The organism is Dyella sp., assembly GCF_035503745.1.
GTDB lineage: Bacteria > Pseudomonadota > Gammaproteobacteria > Xanthomonadales > Rhodanobacteraceae > Dyella_B.
The window spans coordinates 126,097-150,153 of sequence record NZ_DATJTC010000011.1; the positions used below are offsets into that span (position 1 = coordinate 126,097).

Here is a 24,057-nt window from a genome sequence, read left to right on the forward strand (position 1 = left end):
AGACACAAGCAAGTAATTGTCATAATGCCAGCGAATAGATGGCCGACTTGGGGTCTTCCGGATGGGATTCGTGCTTGAATCCAAGATAGGTGGCCAACTCACGCATGGCTTCATTGTTGACATCGTCGATGGAAAACATGCGCTTGAATTTATTCTCGCGGGCGATGGCGATCAGATGCTTCATAAGCAACACGGCCAGGCCGCGCTTGCGCCAGTCGTCCGCGACGGTGACCGCACATTCGCATTGGTCGCCGTCGGCGGTGGCGGCATAACGGCTCACGCCCACTTCGCGAAGCTCCCCGTTGTCGTGGGCGAGCGCCACAAAGGCCATGTCATGGACGTAGTCGACGTGCATGAGCTGATCAATTAGCTGCTTACTGGGCTCCTTGAAGTTGCAAAGGAAGCGTAGGCGCCTGGATTCCGGCGAAAGCCGGTTGATGAATCTTGTTTCAATCTCGCGATCTTCCGCACGCAAGGGTCGGATCAATACATGCGTTCCGTCGCGCAGCGGCTCGATCCAATGATCGCCCTGGATGACCGGCGGGATCGGGTTCTTGGTGCTGCCGGAGGTGGTCGATGGTTGTTTGGCGCTGGAGGACATGGCGATAACCTCGCATGGGTTTCGAAAAGTTCGGCATGACGGGCATGGCGTATGTTTTTTAGCGCCCAGACGAGCGTCAGAACTTGACCGTGATCAATAGAACGCGAGGCGGCCCTTAAGCGGCGGCAAAGCGGAGTTCACCGTGGTTGATTCAGGTCAACGCGCGTCACACAGAGCCGGGAAATAGTGGAGCCTCGCCAACACCGAGGCAGGCCGCCATGCTCGATATCCTTGTCAACGTCGACGATATGCGCGACGACAATCCAGCAGTACGGGTTGGCCTGGACGTCGCTAGCCGCCATAACGGCTTTGCCACGGGTCTGCACGTCGTCGATGTCTTTCCGTCGGCGCTCGCACTTCCCGATGCCGTGGAAATGCTCGCCATGGAAGAACGGGAGGCAAGGGCACGCGATGCCTGGTGGGGCGAGCTGTGCCGCAAGCGCGGTGTCAGGGGTGCATGGGAGGTGATCCGCGGCATCTATGTTCCCCTCCTGGCGAGGCGCTCGTGCATGGCCGATATCACTGTCAGCCATCTGCCCGATCAAAAGGATCCCTATCCAGCCAGCCTGAATTATGTAACCCGGGTGCTGCTTGCATCGTCCTCGCCCATGCTGCTGGTGCCATCGGCCTGGGATAAGGATTTCCGCGCCACAAAGATTCTCGTCGCCTGGAACAACACCCCTGAATCCATGCGTGCGTTGCGCGCCGCATTGCCATTCCTGCGCGAAGCGGAAATGGTCTATTTCGTCGATGGCACCGATGAAGGCGTCGCGGGCTTCTCACCGCCGCCATTGCCCGTACGCGACTGGTTGACGCGACAGGGCGTCACGCTGCACGCTGTGCAGCAATTTCCGGCCAACAATCAAGTGGGGGACGCGTTATTGGACAAGGTGCATGGCGTGCACGCCGATTTGCTGGTGATGGGAGCATGGGGCCATTCGCGCATTACCGAGCTGCTGCTGGGCGGAACGACGCGCCATGTGCTGGAAAACGCGGCGCTGCCGGTGTTGTTGGCGCACTGATTGTCAAAAGGGCCTGTCGAGACCTTGTTACAAAACGTTACAAACCGTTGCCGGGGTGAACTACTGTCGTTACTTGCCGAGCCTAGAGTCGATCGCGTGGCGACAACGGATCACAGCTCGGGGGTAAGTGTCATGACAGCGCTCGCATCGGACTTTCACGCCGCACCAGTCGGCAAACCGTACGCATCACTGGCCTTGGCTGACCATTCCGGTGATATGGCTATCGACATCGAAGCCATTCGTGAACATGTACCGGTCCGGCGCTGCAAACATGGTGCTGGCCAGGGCGTCTATCACGCCGGCCAACCCTTCCAGGCGATTTATCTGGTGCACGCCGGTTCCTACAAAGTCTGCGAATTGGCCGACGATGGCCGCGAGCAGGTGACCGGCTTTCGCATGCGTGGCGAGCTGATCGGGATGGAATCGATTGGGTTGAAAGCCTACTCAAGCGATGCGATCGCCCTGGAAGACAGTGAAGTATGGGAGCTTCCTTACCCGGCGGTGCTACGCGCCTGCCTGCACGTGCCCGACCTGCAGGCACACATCACTTTGGCTCTTGCGGCGGAAATACGCGGCGATCGCTCGTGGATGCTGATGCTGGGCACGCTCGCGGCCGAGCGCCGGGTGGCCGCCTTCTTGCTGGATGTGGCCGCTCGTTATGCGCGGCTCGGGTACAGTGCGCGGCATTTCATTCTGCGCATGAGCCGCATGGACATGGCGAGCTTCCTGGCGCTCAAGCATGAAACCGTAAGCCGCGCGCTGTCTCGTTTGCACGGACTCAACTACATCGATGTGCAGCGCCGCGAAGTTCGCGTGCTGAACCTGGATGGCCTTCGTGGCATGGCGGGCGCGAGCGCGGCCGTGAACTGAGCGGTCAGGCGGACGCTTCGCGGTCAAGCACGCGGCGCAGGGCGACGCCAAGCTGTTCCCGGCGATAGGGCTTGCGCAGCAGCTCGAATGAGCCGAAGGAGTGCGAGTCGATATCCATCGACGCGTATTCGTAGCCGGATGTGAAAAGAACCGGCAGGTGGGGGTACTTCTCGCGCGCCTTGGCCGCAAGTTCGAAGCCGGTCATGTTGCCTCCGAGCACCACGTCGGAAAACAGCAGGTCGATATCCGGGTGTGCCGCCAGCTGTTCCAGCGCCTGGTGGGCGTTGCTGGCCTCGTAGGTGACGTAGCCGAGTGAGCGCAAAAAGGTCGTTGCAACGCGTCGCACTTCATGTTCGTCTTCGACCACCAGCACGGTTTCATGGCCGCGGCGCGACACCGTAAGCGGCGTCTCTTCCGTGGCACCGGTGACGGCGACCGGCAGGTAAAGTTCCACCCGGGTACCGCGGCCGGGTTGGCTTTCGATGTTCAGATGGCCGCCCGATTGCTTCACGAAACCATAAACCATGCTGAGGCCAAGCCCGCTGCCCTTGCCGGCCTCCTTGGTGGTGAAAAACGGATCCAGCGCGTGCGCCAGCACGTCGGCGGACATCCCCACGCCAGTGTCCGATACCGCAAACATGACGTAATCGCCCGGCGCAAGGCGCGTTTCGCCGTCGCCGCCGGAAGCGCGGTAGGCGCGTGCCGTAATGGCGAGACGCCCGCCGCGCGGCATGGCGTCGCGCGCGTTGAGCGCGAGATTGATCAAGGCGGCTTCCAGCTCGCCCGGATCGGCGTAGACCGGGGGAATGGTGCTTGCGCACTCGGCGGCGATGGTGACTTGCTCGCCGAGCGTGCGCCGCAACATGTCGCTGACATCGGCCAGCAATTGCAGCGTGCGAACGACACGTGGAAGCAAGTGCTGGCGGCGTGAAAAAGCCAGCAGCTTGCGCGTCAGGGCGGCGCCACGCTCGACCGCGCGCGACGCGCTCTCCAGCGTTTCACGCGTGGCGGGGTCTTCCGGCACGTCGATTTCCAGTAACTGCAGGTTGCCGGAGATCACCGTGAGAAGATTATTGAAATCGTGCGCGATGCCGCCCGTCAGCTGGCCGAGGGCATCCAGGCGCTGGGAATGCGCTAGTTGTTCTTCGCTGCGGCCGCGCTGCACCGCCGCCGCAAGGATGTTGGCGATCGACTGGAGAAAATAGAGGCGGTCGCGATCGAAGTAGCTTTTTTGCTGTGCGAATGCCAGCAACAGGCCCGTCGGGCCGCGACGGTCGGGCAATGGCACCACGGCAGCGTCAAGAAATACCTCCGACAATGCCGGGCAATGCTGTTGCAGACTCTCCATCGCCGCCATTTGTTCGAGCGATTGGGCATCGCCGGTCAACGTTGCATCGTGGGCAATGGCCTGCAGGGTCGGTTCATTGGACAGTGCCGCCAGCGCAGACTCCGAAAGCCCGATGGATGCAGGTATATGCAGGCGGGCGCGGTGGGTGTCGGCCAGCATGATTGCCGCGGCGGGAATCTGCAGGGTGTCCGTCACCAGGCCAGGCACCTCGATGATGGCCTTTTCATGGTGCGCCGCTTCAAGCAGGCTTCGGCTCACCTGCGCGACCGCTGCATCGAAACGCGCGCGCTGCAAGGCTTGCCTGGCCCGCTGGGTCTCGGAAATGTCACGGATCGATGCCGCAAACAACGTCCCCACGGACGCGACGACAGGGCTCAGGCCGATTTCAACCGGAAACGACTGCCCATCGGCGCGGATACCCGTCAATTCATAACCGGCGCCCATCGGCCGCACGCGTGGATTGGACATGTAGTGGGTACGGTGCGCTATATGCGCTTCCCGGATGGCGGCCGGTAACAACGCTTCGACCTTCAGGCCGGCGAGCTTGCCTCCTTCATAGCCAAACAGGCGCTCGGCATGCGCATTGGCCAGGACGATGGTGCCGTGCAGGTCGACGACGATCATCGCATCCGGGGCTGTTTCGAACAGCGACTGGAACAAGCTGGCGTCGGGCGCTTGTCTGCTGAACATGCCGGCGCTCAGATTTTGCGCACGGCAGGAGAAAACAGGTAACCCGCGCCGCGAATCGATTTGATGCGCTGCGGGTCGGCGGGGTCGGCTTCGATCTTGCGGCGCAGGCGGCCGATTTGCACGTCGATCGCGCGGTCGTAGGGGCCCGCATCGCGTCCATGGATGTGCGTCATTAGCTGATCGCGGGAAAGTACCTGATTGGCATGTTCCACAAAGATTCGCAGCAGGGCGAATTCACCGCTGGTGAGGGCCAGCGGCTTGCCTTCCGGTCCCACGACGTTGTGCGAATGCGAATCCAGCACGTAGCCATCGAATGCGTATCGATCATGCTCGGTAAGCCTGGGGGCTGCTTTTGACGGCGCAGAAGCGCGCCTTAGCACGCTGCGCACGCGCGCGAGCAGTTCGCGCAAATCGAAGGGCTTGGTTACGTAATCGTCCGCGCCAAGCTCCAGGCCCACTACGCGATCGACGGACTCGCCTCGTCCCGTCACGATGATGACCGGGCCGTTCCAATGTTCGCGCAGATGGCGGGTAAGGCTCAGTCCATCTTCGCCAGGTAGGCCAAGATCAAGCACCACGAGGTCGACAGGTTCCGCATCGAGAATCCTGCGCATCTGCACACCGTCCCCTGCCGTGCTGACGCGAAAGCCGTGCGAGCCGAAATAACGGCTGAAAATTTGAGTGATTTCAACATCGTCGTCGACTACCAGCAAGTGCATGGACGAGACGGGTGCCGACGTGTTGCCTGATGTGACGATCATCTAAAGCCAGTGCTCCCTAAAGCTCCCAGCAGGACCGAGTACACCGTTTGCCTAGGATACGCCTGTACCGGACCGGTTGCAGCAAGGACGTGATGCCCAGGAGGATTTAAATCGCATATTCACTTGATTTGGCTCAAATCCAGCCACATGACCCACCGCTAGATTCGGCCCATGGAAAATGCTGCGATACAAGCGACTGGCCTATGCAAATCCTTCGGGGAAGGAGCTGCCGCGACGCAGGCGGTGCGCCAGGCAAGCTTTGAAGCGCGGTTTGGCGAAATGCTCTTTATCGTGGGTCCTTCGGGAAGCGGCAAGACCACGTTGCTGAGCATGATCTCAGGCATTCTCCGGCCGACATCGGGAACGGTAGTCGTCAAAGGCGCCGACCTTTGGCACCTGTCGGCCGACGAACTGGCTGAATTCCGGCTCAAGACCATTGGTTTTGTGTTTCAGGATTTTCACCTGTTTCCCAAGCTGACCACAGCGGAAAACGTGGCGATCCCCCTGATTTTGCGCAAGGAGGATTGGGATGCCTCTCTTGCGAAGGGGACGCAGATGCTTGCTGTCGTAGGTCTGAAGGAGAGGGCTCAGCTTCCGCCCGTTAAGTTGAGCGGTGGCGAACAGCAGCGCGTTGCCATTGCGCGTGCATTGGTGGGGGACCCGCAACTGCTTATTTTGGACGAGCCGACCGCCTCGCTGGACGGCGATACCGGGCGAATGGTCATGCAGTTCGTGCGCGAGCATGTGCTCAATCCTACACGCTGCGTACTGATCGTCACTCATGACGCGCGCATCATCGAGTACGCCGATCGCGTCGTGCACATGGAGGACGGGCGCATTACGCCAGATACAGGCAAAAATCTATGAGGAATCGCATTGTCTTCATTTTGGCCGCGTTCGGAGTGTTGCTGGCTGCCGGCAGCGCTTATTACTACGGACGGGAAGCTGTTGCGGAGCCGCCGGTATTCAGTCCGGCCACCAGCCCCTACGCGCACGGTATCTACGCCAACGGCATCGTGGAGAGCTATCAGGGAAGCGGCGAAAACGTCAACATTTATCCGGATGTGTCCGGTCGCATCGTGCAGATCATGGTGCGCGAGGGCGATCGCGTGAAAGCCGGCCAGCCTCTCCTGATCATCGACAACTCGGTGCAGATTGCACTGGCTCAACAGCAAAAGCATCAAGCCGAAGCCGCCCTGTCCAGCCTGCAGGAACTGCAGGCGCAGCCGCGCAAGGAAACCCTGAGCGTCGCCGCCGCGCAGGTGACGATGGCGCAAGCCAATCAAAAAACTGCCAGCGATACCTATGATAAGCAGCGTCGTTCTTTTGCGATCGATCCGCGCTCCGTCAGCAAAGATACGCTGGATAACGACGAAGACGCCTTGGCAGTCGCCAAAGCCAATTTGGCCGTCGCGCGCCGGCAATATGAGCTGACCAAGGCCGGCGCCTGGAGCTACGACATTCGCAATCAGCAAATGCAATACAACGCGCTCGAGCAAGCATACCTGGCATCCACTGCGCTTTTGGAGAAGTATACGATCCGCGCGCCGTCCGATGGCGTCGTGCTGGCCATGAATACGGCATTGGGCAGTTACGTATCGGCGCAGGGCGCTTATGACGCGTATACCCAGGGCTACGACCCAATCCTGGTCATGGGCGGTTCCCAGGACTACCTGTCGGTTCGCTGTTTCGTCGATGAAATTCTGGTCAACCGCCTACCGGTGTTGACAAAGATGAAGGCGCAGATGTCGATTCGCGGCACCGGTTTGACGCTCCCGTTGGAGGTGGTGCGCATCCAACCCTACGTTACACCGAAGATCGAGCTTTCCGACCAGCGGCTCGAGCGTGTGGACTTGCGCGTGCTCCCTATTATCTTCCGGTTCAAGAAGCCGGCAGACGTGGCTATCTACCCAGGGCAACTGGTGGATGTCTATGTGGCTGAAAAATAGCTTCGCGGTGGCGGCGATGATACTGCTCCTGGGCGCTTGCGCCGCAGGTCCTGACTTCAAGCGGCCATCCGCACCGACCGACGCGCGCTACCTTCCGAAAGACCAGTCGCCTGGATACGCCATCGCGCTAGGTCAGGTGCAACATTTTCAACCGGCGCAAACCTTGCCTGCCGATTGGTGGCACTTGTTTCGCTCGCCCGAGCTCGATCGACTCGTGCTTGCCGCCATTGCGGGCAACCCTAGCGTACAGTCGGCGCAGGCGAGTCTGCGCGAGAGCCAGGATAATCTGCGTGCGGGACAGGGCGTGTTTTTCCCCCAAATAGCCGTCGGCGCCGATGCGGCGCGTCAACGCGTGTCTCCCTATCCGCTCGGCCCGCGCGGGGTCGGCGGTATCTTCAATCTGTTCACCTTAAGCGCGACGGTCAGCTATGCCCTGGATCTGTTTGGCGGGGAACGCCGGGCGGTCGAGGGATTGCACGCGCAGGTCGACGAGCAGCGCTACATGCTGGGAGCTACCTATCTTTCCCTGGCCGGCAATGTCGTGAACACTGCTTTTGCGCGCCAGGCCTATGCGGATGAAATCGAGGTGATCCGGGAGTTGATATCCGCCCAGAGTCAGCAGCTGGACCTGGTCGAGACCCGCATACGAACCGGTGCTGAAGGGTATAGCGACTTGCTTAGCCTGCGCAGCGCGCGCGCTTCGAGCTTTGCCCAGTTGGCCGCACTCCAATTAAAGCGCGACCAGGCTGATCATCTATTGCACGCGTTGCTGGGCCAGAGTTCGGCGGCATCGCAAATACCCGCGATACGGTTCGAGGATCTGCACTTGCCCGCGGCACTGCCACTCAGTCTGCCGTCCCAACTGGTGCGCCAGCGACCGGATATTTTGGTCGCCGAAGCCCAGCTGCACCAGGCGAGCGCGCAGATCGGCGTGGCGACTGCTGCCATGTTTCCAAGCATCGTATTGAGCGGAAACGATGGCTCGGAAGCCAACGAAACGGGCGTGCTTGGCAGCGCAGAAAGTCGATTCTGGAATGCCGGGGTGGATGTCTCCGCGCCCATATTCCAGGGCGGTGCGCGCTGGTACGGCCGGAGGGCGGCTATCGATGCCTATCAAAAATCGGCTGAGGACTACCGTAGTACGGTTATCAGCGCCTTTGAACAAGTTGCCGACGTGCTTAAAGCCTTGCAGCACGACGCCGAGTCACTGCAAGCCAACGACGAGGCGGCGCGCGACGCTGAACAGGCCTTGCATTTGATCCAGGCCAATTACGCGGCCGGTCTAGTCAGTTATGTCGATGTACTGGTCGCCGATGCGCAATACCGGCAGAGCAAGCTGGCGTTTGTGCAATCTCTGGCGCAGCGGTATCAGGATACTGTCGCGCTGTATGTCGCGCTCGGCGGTGGCTGGTGGGAAGGGGTGGGCGAGTCATCGATGCCAACGGCACGGGCCACTATCGCCACCGGCGCGCAGCCATGAATTACTTGGGCATTTTCAAGCTCGCTTACAAGTTGCTGGTCAACGACCGCGGCAAGTTTTCGGCGTTACTGCTCGGCATCACATTCGCGGTATTTCTGATGGTGATGATGACGTCGCTGTTTGCCGGCATATTGGCGCGTTCGGCATCTACAGTGACCAATGTCGGCGCGTCGGTGTGGATCATGGATCCGGCGGTGCAGACCGTAGCCAACAGCATCCCCATGCCCGATTACCTGCTCGACGCCGTGCGCAGCATCGATGGCGTCGACTACGCCGTGCCGCTTTATTCCGGCGGTGCGCTTGTCAAGTTGCACGACGGTACTTATCAGGCCGTCACGGTGATGGGGCTGGACGACACAAGCCTGGTCGGCAGACCCAAGCTTGAAAAAGGCAATATTCAGGACATTTACGCCGAAAACGCATTCATCGTGGTGGACGACGCCGAATACGGCAAGCTTGGCAAACCGGATATCGGTCAGGATTTTGAACTCAACGACAACCGTGGCTTGGTCGTTGGCGTAGCCAAAGTGAACGCCTTCAGTTTGTTCGGCGTGCCGACCTTGTACACAACCTATAGCCGTGCTATCGAATACATCCCCAATACTCGCTTCACCATTTCATACATTTTGCTCGAACCGAAGAGCCCCAATGCCATACCTTCGATCAAGAAGGAGGTGGCGAGGCTGGGCTATCTGGCCTTGACCAAGGGCGAGTTCGACGATCGCATCGCCGACTTCTATAAGTACCAGACCGGCATCGGTACCAACATCATGTTGATGACGATCATCAGTTTTATCGTAGGCTTGTCGATTTCTGCACAAACGTTTTACACCTTCGTGCTAGAGAATCTGGACAAGTTCGGTGCCCTAAAGGCTATTGGTGCCAAGGGCTACGAGCTGACTTACATGATCCTGTTCCAGGTCACCTTCACCAGCTTGACCGGCTATGGCCTGGGCATCGGCCTTTGCACGACGATGATCGGCCTGGCCAAGGCCCGCCTGCCCGACTATGCCGCATTGGTGACCATGACCAATCTGGCTTTGGCGCTGGGCATGGTCGTGCTGATCGCAGCGGTGTCTAGTTACATAAGTATACGCAAGGTATTGCGGGTCGAGCCGTTCGATATCTTCCGTGGTTGAGCACGGTAACCGGCTCCGTTAGCCGGGGTTGACCTAGGTCAACCGTTCGCATCTGGCGCAATGGCACTGTATCTATACAGTGAGGAACCGCACCGTGAACCACCTCTATGTCCCTGCAGCATCGAGTTTGGATCCGCCTGTGCACGCGTTGCAGGCGCGATGGACGGCATCGGTGTCGATGGAATCGCTATATCTGGCCTTTGCAGACTGGTTGATGCATGTGCTGCGGTCGCCCGGCAAGCGGTTGGATCTCATGCAACTGGCGCTGGAGCAGGCGCGCCAGTTTCATGGCTACCTGATCAGTTGTGCGCAGAACGAGGCGAGTGAATCGTCGCTATGCATCGTGCCGCCGGCGACCGACCGGCGTTTTAGCGATGCCCAATGGCGCCAGTGGCCATTTAATGCGTTCCATCAGGCTTTTCTACTTCAACAGCAGTGGTGGCACGCGGCGATGACGGATGTGCATGGTGTTTCCGGTCATCACCAGGCCGTGATGGATTTCGTGACACGGCAATGGCTGGACATTTTGTCGCCGGGTAACTTCTTTGCATCCAATCCGGTCGTGCTCAAACGCACTCGTGAGGAGGGTGGTCGCAATCTGATGCGAGGGGTGCAGAATTGGATGAATGATGTTGTGCGTTATATGTGTGGATCCAGTAGCTTCATGGATGGTGCATTCGTAGTCGGTCGCGACCTTGCGGTGACGCCTGGCCGGGTGGTCATGAATAATGACCTGATCGAACTCATACAGTATGCACCCGCTACGGACGTGGTTCGGCCCGAGCCCGTGCTGATCGTGCCGGCCTGGATCATGAAGTACTACATCCTGGATCTTTCACCCGACAATTCGCTGATTCGCTATTTGGTTGGCAAGGGTTATACGGTGTTCTGCATCTCGTGGAAAAACCCAGGCCGTGCGGATGCACACCTTTCCATGGATGATTACCTCAACCTTGGAATCTGTGCCTCGCTGGATACGATAAGTGACATTGAGCGCAACCACCGTGTGCATGCCGTTGGATATTGCCTAGGCGGCACGTTGTTGTCGATTGCTGCGGCCGCCATGGCGCGCGAGGGCGACAAGCGACTGGCATCGCTAACCCTTTTGGCTGCGCAAACCGATTTCACCGAGCCCGGCGAGCTGGCGTTGTTCATTGATGACAGCGAAGTATCACTGCTCGAGGATCAGATGGGGCAGGCCGGTTATCTCTCCGCGGGGCAGATGGCCGGCGCATTTCAGATGCTGCGCTCATACGATCTATTGTGGTCTCGCATGGTCAACGAATACCTGCTTGGGCAGCGGAACGAACCGAGCGACCTGATGGCATGGAATGCCGATACCACGCGCATGCCGGCAGCCATGCATTCGCAATACCTGCGACGCCTTTATCTGGGCAACGACCTTAGCGAAGGGCGCTATCAGGTCGATGGCAAGCCGGTGGAACTGAAAGCCATCGCCGCGCCGTTGTTTTGCGTCGCGACCGAGACGGACCACGTAGCACCATGGCATTCGGTCTACAAAGTGCATCACCTATTCACCGATGAGGTGACCTTTGTACTGACCAGCGGGGGCCACAACGCAGGCATCGTCAGCGAGCCGGGGCATCCGGGCCGTCGCTATCGCGCGCTGACACGCCCTGCCCAGGCGACTACGTTGACGTCCTCGGCATGGCTGTCCCAGACCAAGGTTCAGGACGGTTCCTGGTGGCCAGCCTGGACCGACTGGCTGGGCGCACGCTCGGGCGAGCCCGGGCCGCCGCCATCCATGGGCCTGCCCGGAAGCAATGAAGAGAGCCTGTTGCCCGCGCCGGGGCGTTATGTGATGGAGAAGTAATTGCGGCCTGCGCATGGCGGCGCCAGGCCTCCTCGTTACGCCGGACGATGGCGCGACGGCCATGCATAGGGACGCGAAAACCGATGAGGAATATACGATGAGCACTCAAGCCGACATCCCGTTCGAACTGTACAAAGCCAACCTGCAATTTGCCCTTCGCACCAACAAGCTGCTCAAGGAGTGCGGCCAGCGCTGGCTCGATACCTTTGATCATGCCGTAGGCGAAAGCATTGCCGAGTCGCAGCAGGAAATCGACAAGCTCTCGGTGGGCGAGGACTGGCAATCGCTGACCGCCATCCCCGGCGAAACGTTCCTGCGCCTGATGCAGGAACGCGTGGGCGACGCCCAATCGGTCGCGCAGGCGGCGGTGGTGAACCAGACGAAGTTTCTGACCGGCCTTCAGGATGCATTTCTGATCTGGCAGCGCGAGACGGCCAAGGCCATGGGCGGCGCGCACGGCGCCAAGCCGTACGAAGCCATGGTGAGCGACTTCTTCAAATTGTTCAGCGGAGCAGCCGCTGCAGGAGCGAGCCGTGACCACTAAGCATGTCGCGCTGGTAACCGGAGGCATGGGCGGTATTGGCGAGGCGATCGCGAAGGTACTGCACGATGCGGGACATACCGTGCTGGTTACGCATTCCCCCCACAATGACCACGTCGCCGCCTGGATCGAGCACCAGGCGGCGGAGGGTTACACATACAAAACATATGCTGTAGACGTGGCCGACTACACCTCGTGCCAGCAGCTGGCGGATGCCGTTGCCAGGGATGGCTACAAGGTCGATATCCTGATTAACAACGCAGGAATCACCCGTGACGGGCGCTTCGTGAAAATGAGCCGCGACGATTGGGAAGCCGTGATGCACACCAATCTCGATTCCATGTTCAATGTTACCCGGCAGTTCTGCGCCGGCATGGTCGATCGAGGCTGGGGACGCATCGTCAATATCGGGTCGATCAACGGTACCAAGGGCCAGTTCGGGCAATGCAATTATGCGGCGACGAAGGCGGGCATTCACGGGTTTACCGAATCGCTGGCGCTGGAGGTGGCGCGGCACGGCGTTACCGTGAACACGGTGTCGCCAGGCTATACCGCCACGCACATGGTCCAGGCTGTACCTAAGGAAGTGCTCGACGCAAAGGTGATTCCCCTGATACCTGTCGGAAGGCTGGGAAAGCCGGAGGAAATTGCCGCCCTGGTAGGGTTCATCTGCAGCGATGGCGCAGCCTTCATGACCGGTAGCAATGTCGCCATGAACGGCGGCCAGCATATGTATTGAGGCTGCGCAATGAATGCCGTATCCGCCTTGGTAACCGCTACCTGCATCGAGAATCGCACGTTCGACGAAATTTCGTTGGGCGATAGCGCTCGCATCACGCGCACGCTGACCCAGCGCGACATTGAGCTGTTTTCCGCCGTATCCGGCGACATGAGCCCGGTGGAGATGGATGCTGACTACGCCGGGACCGGCATGTTGCATCACCTGGTCGCACATGGCATGTGGGGCGGTTCGCTGATATCGGCCGTACTCGGCATGCAGCTGCCTGGCCCCGGCACCATTCATCTTGCCCAGGACCTGCGCTTTTATGCGCCGATCGGCGTGGGCGATACGATCGATGTGAATGTCACCGCGGTGGAAAAGGATGCACTGCGGCACCGCATTGTATTTCATTGCTGCGTACGCAATCAGTATGGCGTGGACGTGATTCTTGGCAAGGCCGAGGTCCAGGTGCCGCTAAAGAAAATACGTTGCCCCCACGTGGATCTGCCAGACGTGCAGATCGCTGACCACCGGCGGTTCAGGGCCATGCTTTCCCGCGTTGCGGGCGATTCATCGATTACAGTCGCCGTCGTCCATCCGTGCGATGAGAGTTCGATCGTGGCGGTAAAAGAAGCCGCTGCCGCCGGATGGATTGAGCCCATTTTGGTGGGGCCGGCAGAAAAGATCAGAAGGGTGGCTGGACAAGCCGGCGTGGACATATCGGCGTATCGCATGGTCGACGCGGCGCACAGCCATGCGGCAGCCCAGCGCGCCGTGGCACTAGTGACAAGCGGCGAGGCCAAGGTACTGATGAAAGGCCCACTGCACACGGACGAGCTGATGCACGCCGTGGTGGCGGAGCCGGGTTTGCACACCGGACGCCGGCTGAGCCATGTGTATCTGATGGACGTGCCGAGCTATGAGCGCCTGCTGCTGGTTACCGACGCGGCCATTCACATTGCACCGACGCTCGCCGAGAAACGCGACATTATCCAGAATGCCATCGATTTGGCGTACATGCTGGACATCGGTGCGCCAAAAGTAGCGGTGTTGTCGGCGGTTGAAACAGTGAATCCGGCGATTCCTTCGACGGCCGACTCTGCGGCGCTGTGCAAAATGGCGTCGCGTGGACAAATCGAAGGCGGCGTGGTCGATGGCCCCCTGGCTTTCGATAACGCGGTCAGCAAGCTCGCAGCGAACGAAAAAGGGATCGACTCGGCCGTCGCCGGCGCGGCCGACATTCTCGTGGTGCCGGATCTGGAATCGGGCAACATGCTGGCCAAGCAACTGACGTTTCTTGCCGGCGCCGAAGCGGCTGGCATCGTGATGGGCGCACGGGTGCCGATCATCTTGACCAGCCGCGCCGATACGTCGCGCGCGCGCGTAACCTCCTGCGCCATCACCGCACTGATTCTGCTGGCGGGACAGGCGCGGCCAGCTGCTGTCGTGGAGTCTTAAGGTATGCCCAATGCGTTGCTGACCATCAATGCAGGTTCATCAAGTATCAAATTTGGACTCTACGAGCAGGGGCGGTGTTGCCAAAAGCCGCTAGCGCACGGGGGCATCGAAGATATTGGTATCGCTCCACGCTTTTTCGCCCTCGGATCGGATGGGGCCGTGCTAGGCGAATATCGCTGGCCGGCAACGGCCAAGCTTGATCATGAGCAGCTGCTCAAGCCGCTGCTTGCATGGGTAACATCGCACCTGGGCGATGAGACTCTGATCGCAGTAGGGCATCGGGTGGTTCATGGCGGGCGCGAGTTCATCCATCCGGTGCTGGTCGATGCAGCCATACTGAGCAAGCTCCAGGCGCTGGTGCCGCTCGCACCCTTACACCAGCCGCACAATATCGCCGCCATCCAGGCAATGGGCGCTTTGCTTCCGGAGCTGCCTCAAGTTGCCTGTTTCGACACGTCTTTTCATCACGGCATGCTGCCGGTCGCCGCGCGCATGGCGCTGCCGCGCCGCTATGAGGCGCAGGGTATGCGGCGGTACGGGTTCCATGGCCTTTCATACGAATACATCCTCGGTCAGCTCACAGAGCTTTCGCCGGCATTGGCCAGGGGGCGCGTGATCGTGGCGCATCTTGGCAATGGCGCAAGCCTGTGCGCCATTCGCGATGGACGGAGTACCGACACCACAATGGGTTTTACGGCGCTGGATGGTTTGGTAATGGGAACCCGTTGCGGCAGCCTCGATCCGGGAGCGGTGTTGTACCTGCAGCAAGCGCAGGGCCTTTCCGTCGGCGAGGTGGAGCATCTGCTCTATCACGAAAGTGGCCTGCTTGGCATCTCAGGCATCAGCAGCGATATGCGTACCCTGTTGGCCAGCAGCGATCGACACGCCAGGGACGCCGTCGATCTTTTCGTATTTCACGTGGTGCGCGAAATCGGCGCACTGACGGCGAGCATGGGTGGCATGGATGCCTTGGTGTTCTCCGCTGGCATAGGCGAACATTCCGCCCCGGTACGTGCTGCCGTGTGCGAAAAGCTCGCCTGGCTGGGGGTGGAGTACGACGTCGAAGCCAACGCCAGCCACAACGTGCTTATCAGTACTCAGCGCAGTCAAAAACATGTATTTGTCATTCCGACCGATGAGGAGGCCATGCTCGCGGCACACACTGCCGAAGTGCTGCGCTATGCCTCACCGCGAGCTGAAACGGTGTAACGTCGACAGAGAGGTTGGTCATGAGCACATCCATTTATGATTTCGATACGCAGTGCGCGCCATTTGAGGCTTTAGGTTCGCTGGCGCCTTTTGCTCCCTTTGCCTGCTTCGCGTGGCTTTCGGCACCGGTCTACGGATGGCTGGAGACGTGGGCGAATACGTATGGGCTATTGACCGACGCCATGGTCAGCGCCATGACCTACCCGTTCGAGCTGTCGGCGCCGTCAGCGGCGTTCCCGCCAGATGACGGCCGGTCGGCGAGGGCACGTCCGCATGCACCAGGCCACGTGGAGAGCGGCATCGGCGGCCATGACCTCAGGGCCAGTTAATCGTTGGGACAGCTGCAAAAAAGAGGCTGCAGACGCCTGCGCGAGTCGCCCGCCGGCCCTAGCGGCAGACGAGAATCGGAATCTCCGATTTCAGGATCACTTTATGCGTTTCGCTGCCCATGAGCAGCCGCGCTACACCCTCCCAGCCATGCGACGCCATTGCGATAAGGTCGCATTTCGCCTCAGCCGCTGTCTCCAAAATGGCCTGATACGGTTGCGAGCCAAATACCAACCGCCGCTCGAAGGGAACGCCCGCCTTATCGGCGATCGTACGTACCACATCCAGATAGCGTTCGGCATGGCGCGTCGCTTCTTTGGCATAGTCAAATTCCAGCGACGCGATCATCTCCGCCACGTAGGCGATGGTCTGTGCCGGGGGCACAACGTGTATAGCCAGAACGCTGGCTCCACAGGATTTGGCGAGATCCACGCCCAGTCGCACCGCCTTCATGGACAGCTCCGAACCATCGGTCGGAAGAAGAATTCTCTTGAACATAAAGCCCCGATCTCGTGTTGAAGGATAACGATCTACGCAATGCGAGCGTGATGATGTTCCGGCCGGTTTCGCCCCATGTTGAGCCATATCAACTGGCCGGCGCGCGCATGTGGGTCATGATGGCCAGGGTGGAGACGAGGTCTGAGCCATGCAAGCAATGGTGTTGGAGAAAGTCGGCAAGCCGCTGATCTTGCGAACACTACCCGACCTGGAGCCCGGGCCCGGCGAGGTGCGCATACGCGTCGAAGCCTGCGGTGTTTGCCGTACGGACCTGCACGTGATCGACGCGGAACTGCCCGAAATCGTCACGCCACTGACCCCTGGTCATGAATGTGTGGGCGTCGTGGAAACAATTGGCCAGGGCGTCATCGACCCGAAACCGGGCGCACGCGTGGGCGTGCCCTGGCTGGGTGGTACGTGCCATCATTGTGAATATTGCCTCGCCGGTCGCGAGAATCTGTGCAATACGCCCGAGTTCACCGGCTACACGCGCCCGGGTGGATATGCGTCCCATATGCTCGCGCGGGCCGATTACTGTATACCGCTGCAAGGCGATATGGATCCAGTCGTAACGGCGCCGTTGCTATGCGCCGGCTTGATCGGCTGGCGTTGCCTGGTAAAGGTGGGAAACGCCCGCCGCCTGGGGTTGTATGGGTTTGGGGCAGCCGCGCACATCATCGCGCAGGTTGCGCTAAGGCAGGGCCGGTGCGTATACGCTTTTACGCGCCCCGGCGATGTCCAGGCGCAAGCCTTTGCGCGCTCGCTTGGCGTAGCTTGGGCCGGATCGTCGCTGGACAATCCGCCCGCCGCCTTGGATGCGGCGATCATCTTCGCCCCTGTCGGCGCATTGGTACCGCAGGCGTTGCGCGCCGTCAAAAAAGGCGGGCACGTCGTGTGCGGCGGCATTCACATGTCCGACATACCCACCTTTCCCTATCGCTGGTTATGGGAGGAGCGCGAACTTGTTTCGGTGGCCAATCTGACGCGTGACGATGCGCGGCTTTTTTTTGCAGAAAAAACGTGCGAAGGAGTCGTTACAGCCGTCACTACCTATGCGTTGGAACAAGCCAACCAGGCGTTGGACGATCTTCGCGCCGGGCGCTTGTCGGGAGCTGCGGTGCTTGAAATGTGAACGACGGAAGAGAGCTTGCGGCTGATAGGTGGGTGACAGCTTGATTCAAATCGGACAAGCGCGAGGTTAAGTTCTCTATGGTCGTTGTAAACGGCGCTTACGCCAATGATAGGCGCTTGTGCGGCGCCGAGCGGATATGGCGATTTTCAGCCTATAAGCTCGTACCGGAGGTCTCGTGTCGCGTTACAAAGAAGGCCGTCGATTCTTGATGCCGATCCCACGGTCAAGGCTATCGGCCATGTAGACGATGCGACGACCGCTACGAGTACGCTGTACAAGCCCAGGAGAACCGGCGCAAACTGCCGGCTCTACAGCGGCAGCAAGTTAGGTTATGGTCCGGCCAGCTGTTCCACAGCGAGGTGGTCAATGCCAACGGATGGAGCACTTCTTACATGCCGAAGAAGGCGTGATCCGGCCGCGCGCTTTCGTGTCGGCCGTGCCGTCGGCCGTTGCATCAGCGGGTCAACATTTCGATGTACGGGAAAATGCAAAAGGCCGAACGCGGCTGCCCGAAAAGCCGCGGCTGCCCCGCATGCACGTGCCGGGCGTGTCGTTAGCGTCGCCCTCACTAGGTTTGTGCGGCAAGTTGATCCGATCGACGGCTGGACGTCCAACGCCATTGAGCCACTTCGGGCATGTCTTGACCGTGCTCGCCGATATAGAGTTTGTGCCGTTCCATGATTGCCCAATAGCGCGCGACGGCTTGTTCGACATATGCCTTGAAGCGGGGGATGCTTGTAATGGCATCGAGCGAAAGTTGATAACGGTCGAGGTTGTTCAGCACTACCATGTCGAACGGTGTTGTGGTAGTTCCTTCGTCTTTGTAACCGCGAACGTGGAAGCGATCGTGATTGCGGCGGCGATAAATGAGTTTGTGAATCAGAGAGGGGTAGCCATGAAAGGCGAATATCACCGGCTTGTCGGCGGTAAACGAAGACTCGAAGTCGCGATCGGATAAGCCGTGCGGATGTTCCGATTGGGGTTGCAATACCATCAAGTCCACCACGTTGACCACGCGGATTCGGATATCGGGAAGAAAATCGCGTAGTAGCGTCACCGCAGCCAGGCACTCGAGTGTCGGCACGTCGCCGGCGCAGGCCATCACTACATCAGGGTCACCATCGTCGTTGCTGGCCCAATCCCAGATGCCGGCCCCGGCAGCGCAGTGCTTGGTGGCGGCATCGATATCCAGCCATTGCCATTGCGGCTGTTTGCCGGCGACGATTAAATTCACGTAGTTGCGGCTACGCAGGCAGTGGTCGGCCACCGATAGCAGGCAGTTTGCATCGGGGGGAAGGTAGATGCGAACGATCTCGGATTTCTTGTTCGCCACAATGTCGATAAAGCCCGGGTCCTGATGCGAGAACCCGTTGTGATCCTGGCGCCACACGTGCGATGTCAGCAGATAGTTGAGCGACGCTATAGGTGCCCGCCATGGAATCTCTCGCGCAACTTTCAGCCACTTCGCATGCTGGTTGAACATCGAATCGATGATGTGGATGAAGGCTTCGTAGCAGGAAAAAAGGCCATGGCGGCCGCTGAGCAGGTAGCCTTCCAGCCAGCCTTCGCATAGATGCTCGCTCAAGACTTCCATGACGCGGCCATCGGCGCTGAGGTGATCATCGACAGGGGCAATGACCGCCATCCATTCCTTGCCGGAAACCTCATATACCGCATCCAGCCGGTTCGACGCCGTTTCATCAGGGCCGAACAGGCGAAAATTTCGACTTTCCAGGTTCAACCGCATGACTTCGCGCAGGAAATTGCCGAGTACGCGCGTGGATTCCGCTTCGGCCGATCCGGGCTCTCGCACGCGGACGGCATGATCGCGAAAGTGCGGCATGTCCAAGGGTTTAAGCAGTTCGCCGCCGTTGGCATGCGGATTGGCGCCCATGCGACGATGGCCCGTAGGCGCCAGTGCGGCGAGCTCGTGATGCAGCTGGCCGTTTTCGTCAAAGAGGTCTTGTGGCTGGTAGCTTTTCATCCAAGCAGCGAGCTGCTCGATATGCCCGGGCTTGTCGAACTGGGCGAGCGGCACTTGGTGCGCTCGCCAGGTACCTTCGACTGGCAACCCATCGACTTCCTTAGGCCCGGTCCATCCTTTGGGCGTGCGGAAAATCAACATCGGCCAGCGCGGGCGCACGACAGGAGCGGCCGCGCCGTTCGCACGCGCGGCTCGTTGGATCGCCTGGATGTTCCCGACGATGCGCTGCAGCGCATCGGCCAGATCTTGGTGAACTATCGCCGGATCGCTGCCCTCGACGAAATAGGGCTCGTAGCCATAGCCGCGAAACAAGTCCGCCAACTCGTCCTGGCTGATGCGCGAAAGAATGGTCGGGTTGGCGATCTTGAATCCGTTCAGATGCAGGATCGGCAAGACGGCGCCGTCGCGCGCGGGGTTGAGAAATTTATTCGAATGCCAGCTTGTGGCAAGTGCGCCCGTTTCCGCTTCACCGTCGCCGACGACGCAAGCGACGATCAAGTCGGGGTTATCGAATGCCGCGCCATACGCATGTGCGAGTGAATATCCGAGTTCGCCGCCTTCGTGGATCGACCCGGGGGTTTCCGGTGCCACATGACTTGGCACGCCATATGGCCATGAAAACTGACGGAATAGCCGACGCATGCCGCTGGCGTTGCGTTCGATCGCGGGATAACGTTCGGTGTAGGAGCCTTCGAGATAGGTTTGCGCGACGAGCGCCGGTCCGCCGTGCCCAGGACCCGTGATGAAGATCATATTGAGATCTTGCTGCTTGATCAGCCGGTTCAGATGCACGTACAGCATGTTCAAGCCCGGCGTCGTTCCCCAGTGCCCCAGCAGGCGTGGCTTGATGTGCTCGCGTTTCAGCGGCTGCTGCAGAAGCGGATTGTCGCGCAGATAAATTTGGCCTACGGATAGATAATTGGCAGCGCGCCAATACGCATCGATTTTTTGCAACTGCCTTGGCGAAAGAGGAGTGGCCATGTCGCTCATGCCTCATGAAATGCGTCGCTGCCGATGCCGCCCGCGGCGGCCGGCAAGCGGCGCGGGTTGGTTCAATCCACCGGCTGGCTGACCTGCCACCCGTCTTCCAGACGGAAGCCGTCGGTGGTGGCTACGATGGTTGCCGTGTAGGCACCCAGGTCCTTGCCGTAAACCACGCCGTCGACGCCGGCAACGAAACTGCGGATACCCGATACGCTATAGACCGCCGGATAAGCCATTACGACGAAGCGCGCGCGCTTTTCCACTGGCGGTTGCATGACGATGCGGTAGATGTAGCCCAGGTACGGCGTGGCCGTTGACGCGCCCGGCGCCTCATAGCCATCGTGCACCGCCGCATCAGCCAACAGCACGCCCAGCAGACTGGGGCGCTCGCCCGGCGTGGTGGGCCAGTAAAGCCCATCGTGGCGTCCCGGGGTGCTGCGCAAATGTGACGCATACACCGGAGCGCCGCCGTTTCCCGGATTCTCCGCGGCGAACTGGCGCTCCGCGTAGACGATAGCCAGGCAAACCTGCATGGCATCGCGTTCATTGCGTTCAATACGCCGCTGGAGAATGGCCGCGCGGCCCTGTTTGGTATCAAAGCGCCAAGCGCCAGCCTCCTTGACCAGCGGGATCGGCATGGGCATCTTTCCCCTGCCAACGATCAGAACGCCATGCGTTGCATCTGAAAACACCAGGGCATGCGACGTTTCATAGATGTGCAGGAAAATCCGTCGATTGTGCGCATCCTCGATCGAATCGCCGGAACTGATCACATCGCCGCTGTCGGGACCGAGTATGGCTTCCAGCGCCAAGATGTCATTGTCTTGCGCGGCCCTGATCAAGGCGTTGACCCCCGCTTCGGGCGAGGCGAACGTAAGTTGCGCGGATGGTGCCGCCGCCAGCCCCGTCACCCATAGCCAGGCCGCGAGTGCCGCAAGGCGCATAAGGCGCGCTGTGGCCCTGCCATGGGTGTTTGCGATCAACTTGGGCATGGTAAAGGCATCCGCATTAAAGAGGCGATCTGACTCGCCAAGGACCTGGCATGTATCCAGAGCGTGGCGGCTATCTCCAGCGTGCCCACAGCATCGCCGCGTCAGCGGTGCCGCGCATTGACGAAAGTCAAATGGAAAGGCTGCCGCGTGCGCTTGCACACGGGCATTTGAGCCTGGTGTACCAGCCGGTAGTGGATGCGATAACCGGTCGCATGGCGTATGCGCAGGCACTCATCCGCTGGAACGACCCTGAGCTTGGCCCGGTCTCGCCGGCCGATTTCATTCCCGTCGCGGAGGAGAGCGGACTGATTGCATCGCTGGGGCGTTCGTGCTGCAAACAGTGTCAAGGGAGCTGGTGTCGCTTCGCAACTGTGGTCATCCCCTCGTGCCGATCGCGGTAAATGCTTCGGCCAGGCAGTGGTGCGATCGGGCGTCTCTTATCTTGCTGCGCTCCATGGTCGCTGAGACGGCGCTGGAACCAGGTTGGTTGAAGTTGGAAATTACCGAGAACTGCCTGCTGGAAGACTTAGCGGCGGCCGATGCGGTACTGGCGGCTATCCATGAACTAGGCATCCATTGCGCCATCGCCGACTTCGGCGTCGGCTTTGCTTCACTTAGTTACGTGCGCCGGCTGTCCGTGGATTCGCTCAAGATCGATCGCGAGCTGGTCAGTGCAATCGATTCGGACGCACGCGATCAGGGCGTCGTCCAGGCTATCGTCGGCATGGTGCATGCACTGGGCATAACGGTTGTCGCCGCAGGCGTGCAGCGCGCTACGCAACATGACGCGCTTCGCAATGCCAGGTGCGATCTGATCCAGGGTCATCTGCTCGCATCGGCCGCGTCGATCGAGCAACTGTTCGAGCTGTCGGCTGAAGGCGAGACCGAGAACCGCATGTTCTATGTGTATTCGGGCGAGCGATCAACGCAGGCGGCTGATCCATCTTCGTGGGGTGAGGTCTTTTTCGATCTTTAGCCAGTGGGCTTGGGCTTTCGATGCACGCCGCGCTTGCCAAGGCGGCGTTTTTCTATGGGCTGAACAGGTGTTTGGCATCGGCGATGCCGGCCCTCGCGCGCCTGGCTTCAAATCAGGCGCGCGCCATGTTGTTTGGCGGGCAGATAGGCATCGAAGCTCATCGCGATTTGCCGCAAAAGGAATCGTCCCGTCGGTGTCACGCGAATGCGGCGGTCATCGACCGCCACCAGTCCGTCTTCGCCAAGCCGGTACAAGCGCACCAGTTCCTGGCCGAAATAACTGGGGAAATCGAGGTGATGACTCTCGCTGAAGGCGAGCATGTCCAGTTCACCATCGCACATCAGTGTGTTGATGACTTCCCGGCGCAGCCGATCGTCAGCGGTGAGCGCGATACCGCGCGCGACCGGCAGGTTGCCGCCGAGCACCGCAGCAGAGTAACCGGCAAGATCGCGGATTGACTGGCTGTAAGTGTCGCCGATTCGGCTGATCGCACTGGGGCCCAGGCCTACGATGTCGCAGTGTCCAAAGGTGGAATAGCCCTGGAAATTGCGCTGCAGTGTGCCTGCGCGCTGGGCGCGAACCAAGTCGTCTCCGGGCAGTGCGAAGTGGTCCATGCCGATGTATACGTAGCCTGCGCCGGTCAGGGTCTCCAGTGCCTGGCCGAACAGATCCAGCCGTTCGGCGGCGCTCGGTGTTTCTTCCGCCTTGATGTGCGATTGGGCCCTGAACAAATGAGGCAGGTGGGCGTAACCGTAGACAGCCAGGCGATCGGGTGCCAGGCTCAGCACGGTATCGAGCGTGCGGGCAAAATCGGGCTGCGTCTGGCGCGGCAGTCCGTACATCAAATCAACGCTGATTGAGCGAAAGCCGTTTGTGCGTGCCGCTTCGATCACGCGCCTGGTTTGTTCGGGCGACTGCAGGCGGTTGACCGCCGCCTGCACTGCCGGACTGAAGTCCTGGATGCCTACCGACAGACGATTAAATCCGAGTCGAGCCAGCGCACTTACATAATCGGCGTCGGCATGCCGCGGGTCCATTTCGAAGCCGAACTCGCGCTGACTAGGCGGTGCGAGATGGAAGTGGCGTTCCAGTGCCGCCATCAGCGCCGTCATTTGATCGATATCCAGACTGTTGGGCGTGCCGCCCCCGAGGTGGAGTTGGTGCAGGCTGCGATCCTGGTGGAAGAGCGGCGCGAGTCGCGCCACCTCCTGACTAAGCACACTGAGGTAACGGTGAGATTTGTTCGCGTCGCGGGTGATGACACGGTTGCAGCCGCAGTAGAAGCAGGGGCTGTGGCAAAAGGGTACGTGTATGTAAGCCGACAATGGCCTGGGTGGCGACAGGTTATTGGTGGCCGCAATGGCCTTGCGTAGCGCTGCCTCATCAAATGATGGCGCGAAGTGGAGTGCCGTGGGATAACTGGTGTAGCGCGGGCCGTTACCATCATAACGGGCAATCAGGGCGGCGTCGAAATGGTGGGCCATGGTGGCATATGTCCTTTGTAGGGCATGTTGCATGGGTGTGGCGCTGGCGTCGAAGGG

The 24,057-nt window shown here is 60.1% G+C and carries 20 protein-coding genes and 1 pseudogene; 14 read left to right on the forward strand and 7 right to left on the reverse strand.

Translation table 11 applies throughout. The features are described from left to right. Nucleotides 1–19: 19 nt before the first annotated feature. Nucleotides 20–601 (reverse strand): GNAT family N-acetyltransferase, encoded by a 582-nt coding sequence (locus VME63_RS04485; RefSeq protein ID WP_325430678.1) that lies wholly within the window; start codon nucleotides 599–601, stop codon nucleotides 20–22. A gap of 146 nt (nucleotides 602–747) precedes the next feature. On the opposite strand from VME63_RS04485, the gene VME63_RS04490 reads away from it, so the two are divergent. Both VME63_RS04490 and VME63_RS04495 read left to right on the forward strand, forming a co-directional pair. Continuing rightward, complete coding sequence (locus VME63_RS04490; RefSeq protein ID WP_325430680.1) at nucleotides 748–1,623, forward strand: universal stress protein; 876 nt, start codon at nucleotides 748–750, stop codon at nucleotides 1,621–1,623. A 132-nt stretch (nucleotides 1,624–1,755) separates the two neighbouring features. Beyond that, nucleotides 1,756–2,493 (forward strand): Crp/Fnr family transcriptional regulator, encoded by a 738-nt coding sequence (locus tag VME63_RS04495; RefSeq protein ID WP_325430682.1) that lies wholly within the window; start codon nucleotides 1,756–1,758, stop codon nucleotides 2,491–2,493. A gap of 4 nt (nucleotides 2,494–2,497) precedes the next feature. On the opposite strand, the gene VME63_RS04500 is transcribed toward VME63_RS04495, so the two are convergent. Both VME63_RS04500 and VME63_RS04505 read right to left on the reverse strand, forming a co-directional pair. Then, complete coding sequence (locus VME63_RS04500; RefSeq protein ID WP_325430685.1) at nucleotides 2,498–4,531, reverse strand: PAS domain S-box protein; 2,034 nt, start codon at nucleotides 4,529–4,531, stop codon at nucleotides 2,498–2,500. An 8-nt stretch (nucleotides 4,532–4,539) separates the two neighbouring features. After that, nucleotides 4,540–5,292, reverse strand: a complete 753-nt coding sequence (locus VME63_RS04505; RefSeq protein WP_325430687.1) for a response regulator — start codon at nucleotides 5,290–5,292, stop codon at nucleotides 4,540–4,542. Nucleotides 5,293–5,463: 171 nt separating this feature from the next. Here VME63_RS04505 and VME63_RS04510 point away from each other — a divergent pair, with 171 nt between their 5' ends. From VME63_RS04510 to VME63_RS04555, 10 genes are all read left to right on the forward strand, one after another. Then, nucleotides 5,464–6,159, forward strand: a complete 696-nt coding sequence (locus tag VME63_RS04510) for an ABC transporter ATP-binding protein (RefSeq protein WP_325430689.1) — start codon at nucleotides 5,464–5,466, stop codon at nucleotides 6,157–6,159. After that, a complete protein-coding gene (locus tag VME63_RS04515; RefSeq protein ID WP_325430691.1) occupies nucleotides 6,156–7,241 on the forward strand; it encodes an HlyD family secretion protein in 1,086 nt (361 codons plus the stop codon). Before VME63_RS04510 ends, VME63_RS04515 begins: the two co-directional genes overlap by 4 nt. Continuing rightward, a complete protein-coding gene (locus tag VME63_RS04520; protein ID WP_325430693.1) occupies nucleotides 7,219–8,721 on the forward strand; it encodes an efflux transporter outer membrane subunit in 1,503 nt (500 codons plus the stop codon). The genes VME63_RS04515 and VME63_RS04520 overlap by 23 nt, the downstream gene beginning before the upstream one ends. A gap of 32 nt (nucleotides 8,722–8,753) precedes the next feature. Continuing rightward, nucleotides 8,754–9,860 (forward strand): ABC transporter permease, encoded by a 1,107-nt coding sequence (locus tag VME63_RS04525; protein WP_325430695.1) that lies wholly within the window; start codon nucleotides 8,754–8,756, stop codon nucleotides 9,858–9,860. A 94-nt stretch (nucleotides 9,861–9,954) separates the two neighbouring features. Further along, nucleotides 9,955–11,694: a PHA/PHB synthase family protein gene (locus VME63_RS04530; RefSeq protein WP_325430697.1), complete on the forward strand. Its 1,740-nt coding sequence runs from the start codon at nucleotides 9,955–9,957 to the stop codon at nucleotides 11,692–11,694. A 97-nt stretch (nucleotides 11,695–11,791) separates the two neighbouring features. Continuing rightward, on the forward strand, nucleotides 11,792–12,238 hold the full coding sequence (locus tag VME63_RS04535; protein ID WP_325430699.1) for a phasin family protein: 447 nt from the start codon (nucleotides 11,792–11,794) through the stop codon (nucleotides 12,236–12,238). Next, a complete protein-coding gene (phbB, locus tag VME63_RS04540) occupies nucleotides 12,228–12,974 on the forward strand; it encodes an acetoacetyl-CoA reductase (RefSeq protein WP_325430701.1) in 747 nt (248 codons plus the stop codon). Before VME63_RS04535 ends, phbB begins: the two co-directional genes overlap by 11 nt. A gap of 9 nt (nucleotides 12,975–12,983) precedes the next feature. After that, nucleotides 12,984–14,414 (forward strand): bifunctional enoyl-CoA hydratase/phosphate acetyltransferase, encoded by a 1,431-nt coding sequence (locus VME63_RS04545; protein WP_325430703.1) that lies wholly within the window; start codon nucleotides 12,984–12,986, stop codon nucleotides 14,412–14,414. A 3-nt stretch (nucleotides 14,415–14,417) separates the two neighbouring features. Then, entirely contained in the window at nucleotides 14,418–15,623 is a 1,206-nt protein-coding gene (locus VME63_RS04550; protein WP_325430705.1) for an acetate/propionate family kinase, read from the forward strand. Nucleotides 15,624–15,643: 20 nt separating this feature from the next. Continuing rightward, on the forward strand, nucleotides 15,644–15,952 hold the full coding sequence (locus VME63_RS04555; RefSeq protein WP_325430707.1) for a hypothetical protein: 309 nt from the start codon (nucleotides 15,644–15,646) through the stop codon (nucleotides 15,950–15,952). 58 nt (nucleotides 15,953–16,010) lie between these two features. Here the strand turns inward: VME63_RS04555 and VME63_RS04560 are convergent, their stop codons facing one another. After that, entirely contained in the window at nucleotides 16,011–16,448 is a 438-nt protein-coding gene (locus tag VME63_RS04560; RefSeq protein WP_325430709.1) for a universal stress protein, read from the reverse strand. 157 nt (nucleotides 16,449–16,605) lie between these two features. Between VME63_RS04560 and VME63_RS04565 the strand changes: the two genes are divergently transcribed. Continuing rightward, a complete protein-coding gene (locus tag VME63_RS04565) occupies nucleotides 16,606–17,580 on the forward strand; it encodes a zinc-dependent alcohol dehydrogenase family protein (RefSeq protein WP_325430987.1) in 975 nt (324 codons plus the stop codon). A 568-nt stretch (nucleotides 17,581–18,148) separates the two neighbouring features. Here VME63_RS04565 and VME63_RS04570 read toward each other — a convergent pair. Together VME63_RS04570 and VME63_RS04575 are read right to left on the reverse strand one after the other, a co-directional pair. Next, nucleotides 18,149–20,545, reverse strand: a complete 2,397-nt coding sequence (locus VME63_RS04570) for a phosphoketolase family protein (RefSeq protein ID WP_325430711.1) — start codon at nucleotides 20,543–20,545, stop codon at nucleotides 18,149–18,151. A gap of 71 nt (nucleotides 20,546–20,616) precedes the next feature. After that, nucleotides 20,617–21,540, reverse strand: coding sequence for a DUF2950 family protein (locus VME63_RS04575; RefSeq protein WP_325430713.1), 924 nt, complete (start codon nucleotides 21,538–21,540; stop codon nucleotides 20,617–20,619). A 131-nt stretch (nucleotides 21,541–21,671) separates the two neighbouring features. Between VME63_RS04575 and VME63_RS04580 the strand changes: the two are divergent. Next, nucleotides 21,672–22,516 (forward strand): annotated as a pseudogene (locus VME63_RS04580) (EAL domain-containing protein). 107 nt (nucleotides 22,517–22,623) lie between these two features. Here the strand turns inward: VME63_RS04580 and hemN are convergent. Beyond that, entirely contained in the window at nucleotides 22,624–24,000 is a 1,377-nt protein-coding gene (gene hemN / locus VME63_RS04585; RefSeq protein WP_325430715.1) for an oxygen-independent coproporphyrinogen III oxidase, read from the reverse strand. Between the last annotated feature and the right edge of the window lie 57 nt (nucleotides 24,001–24,057).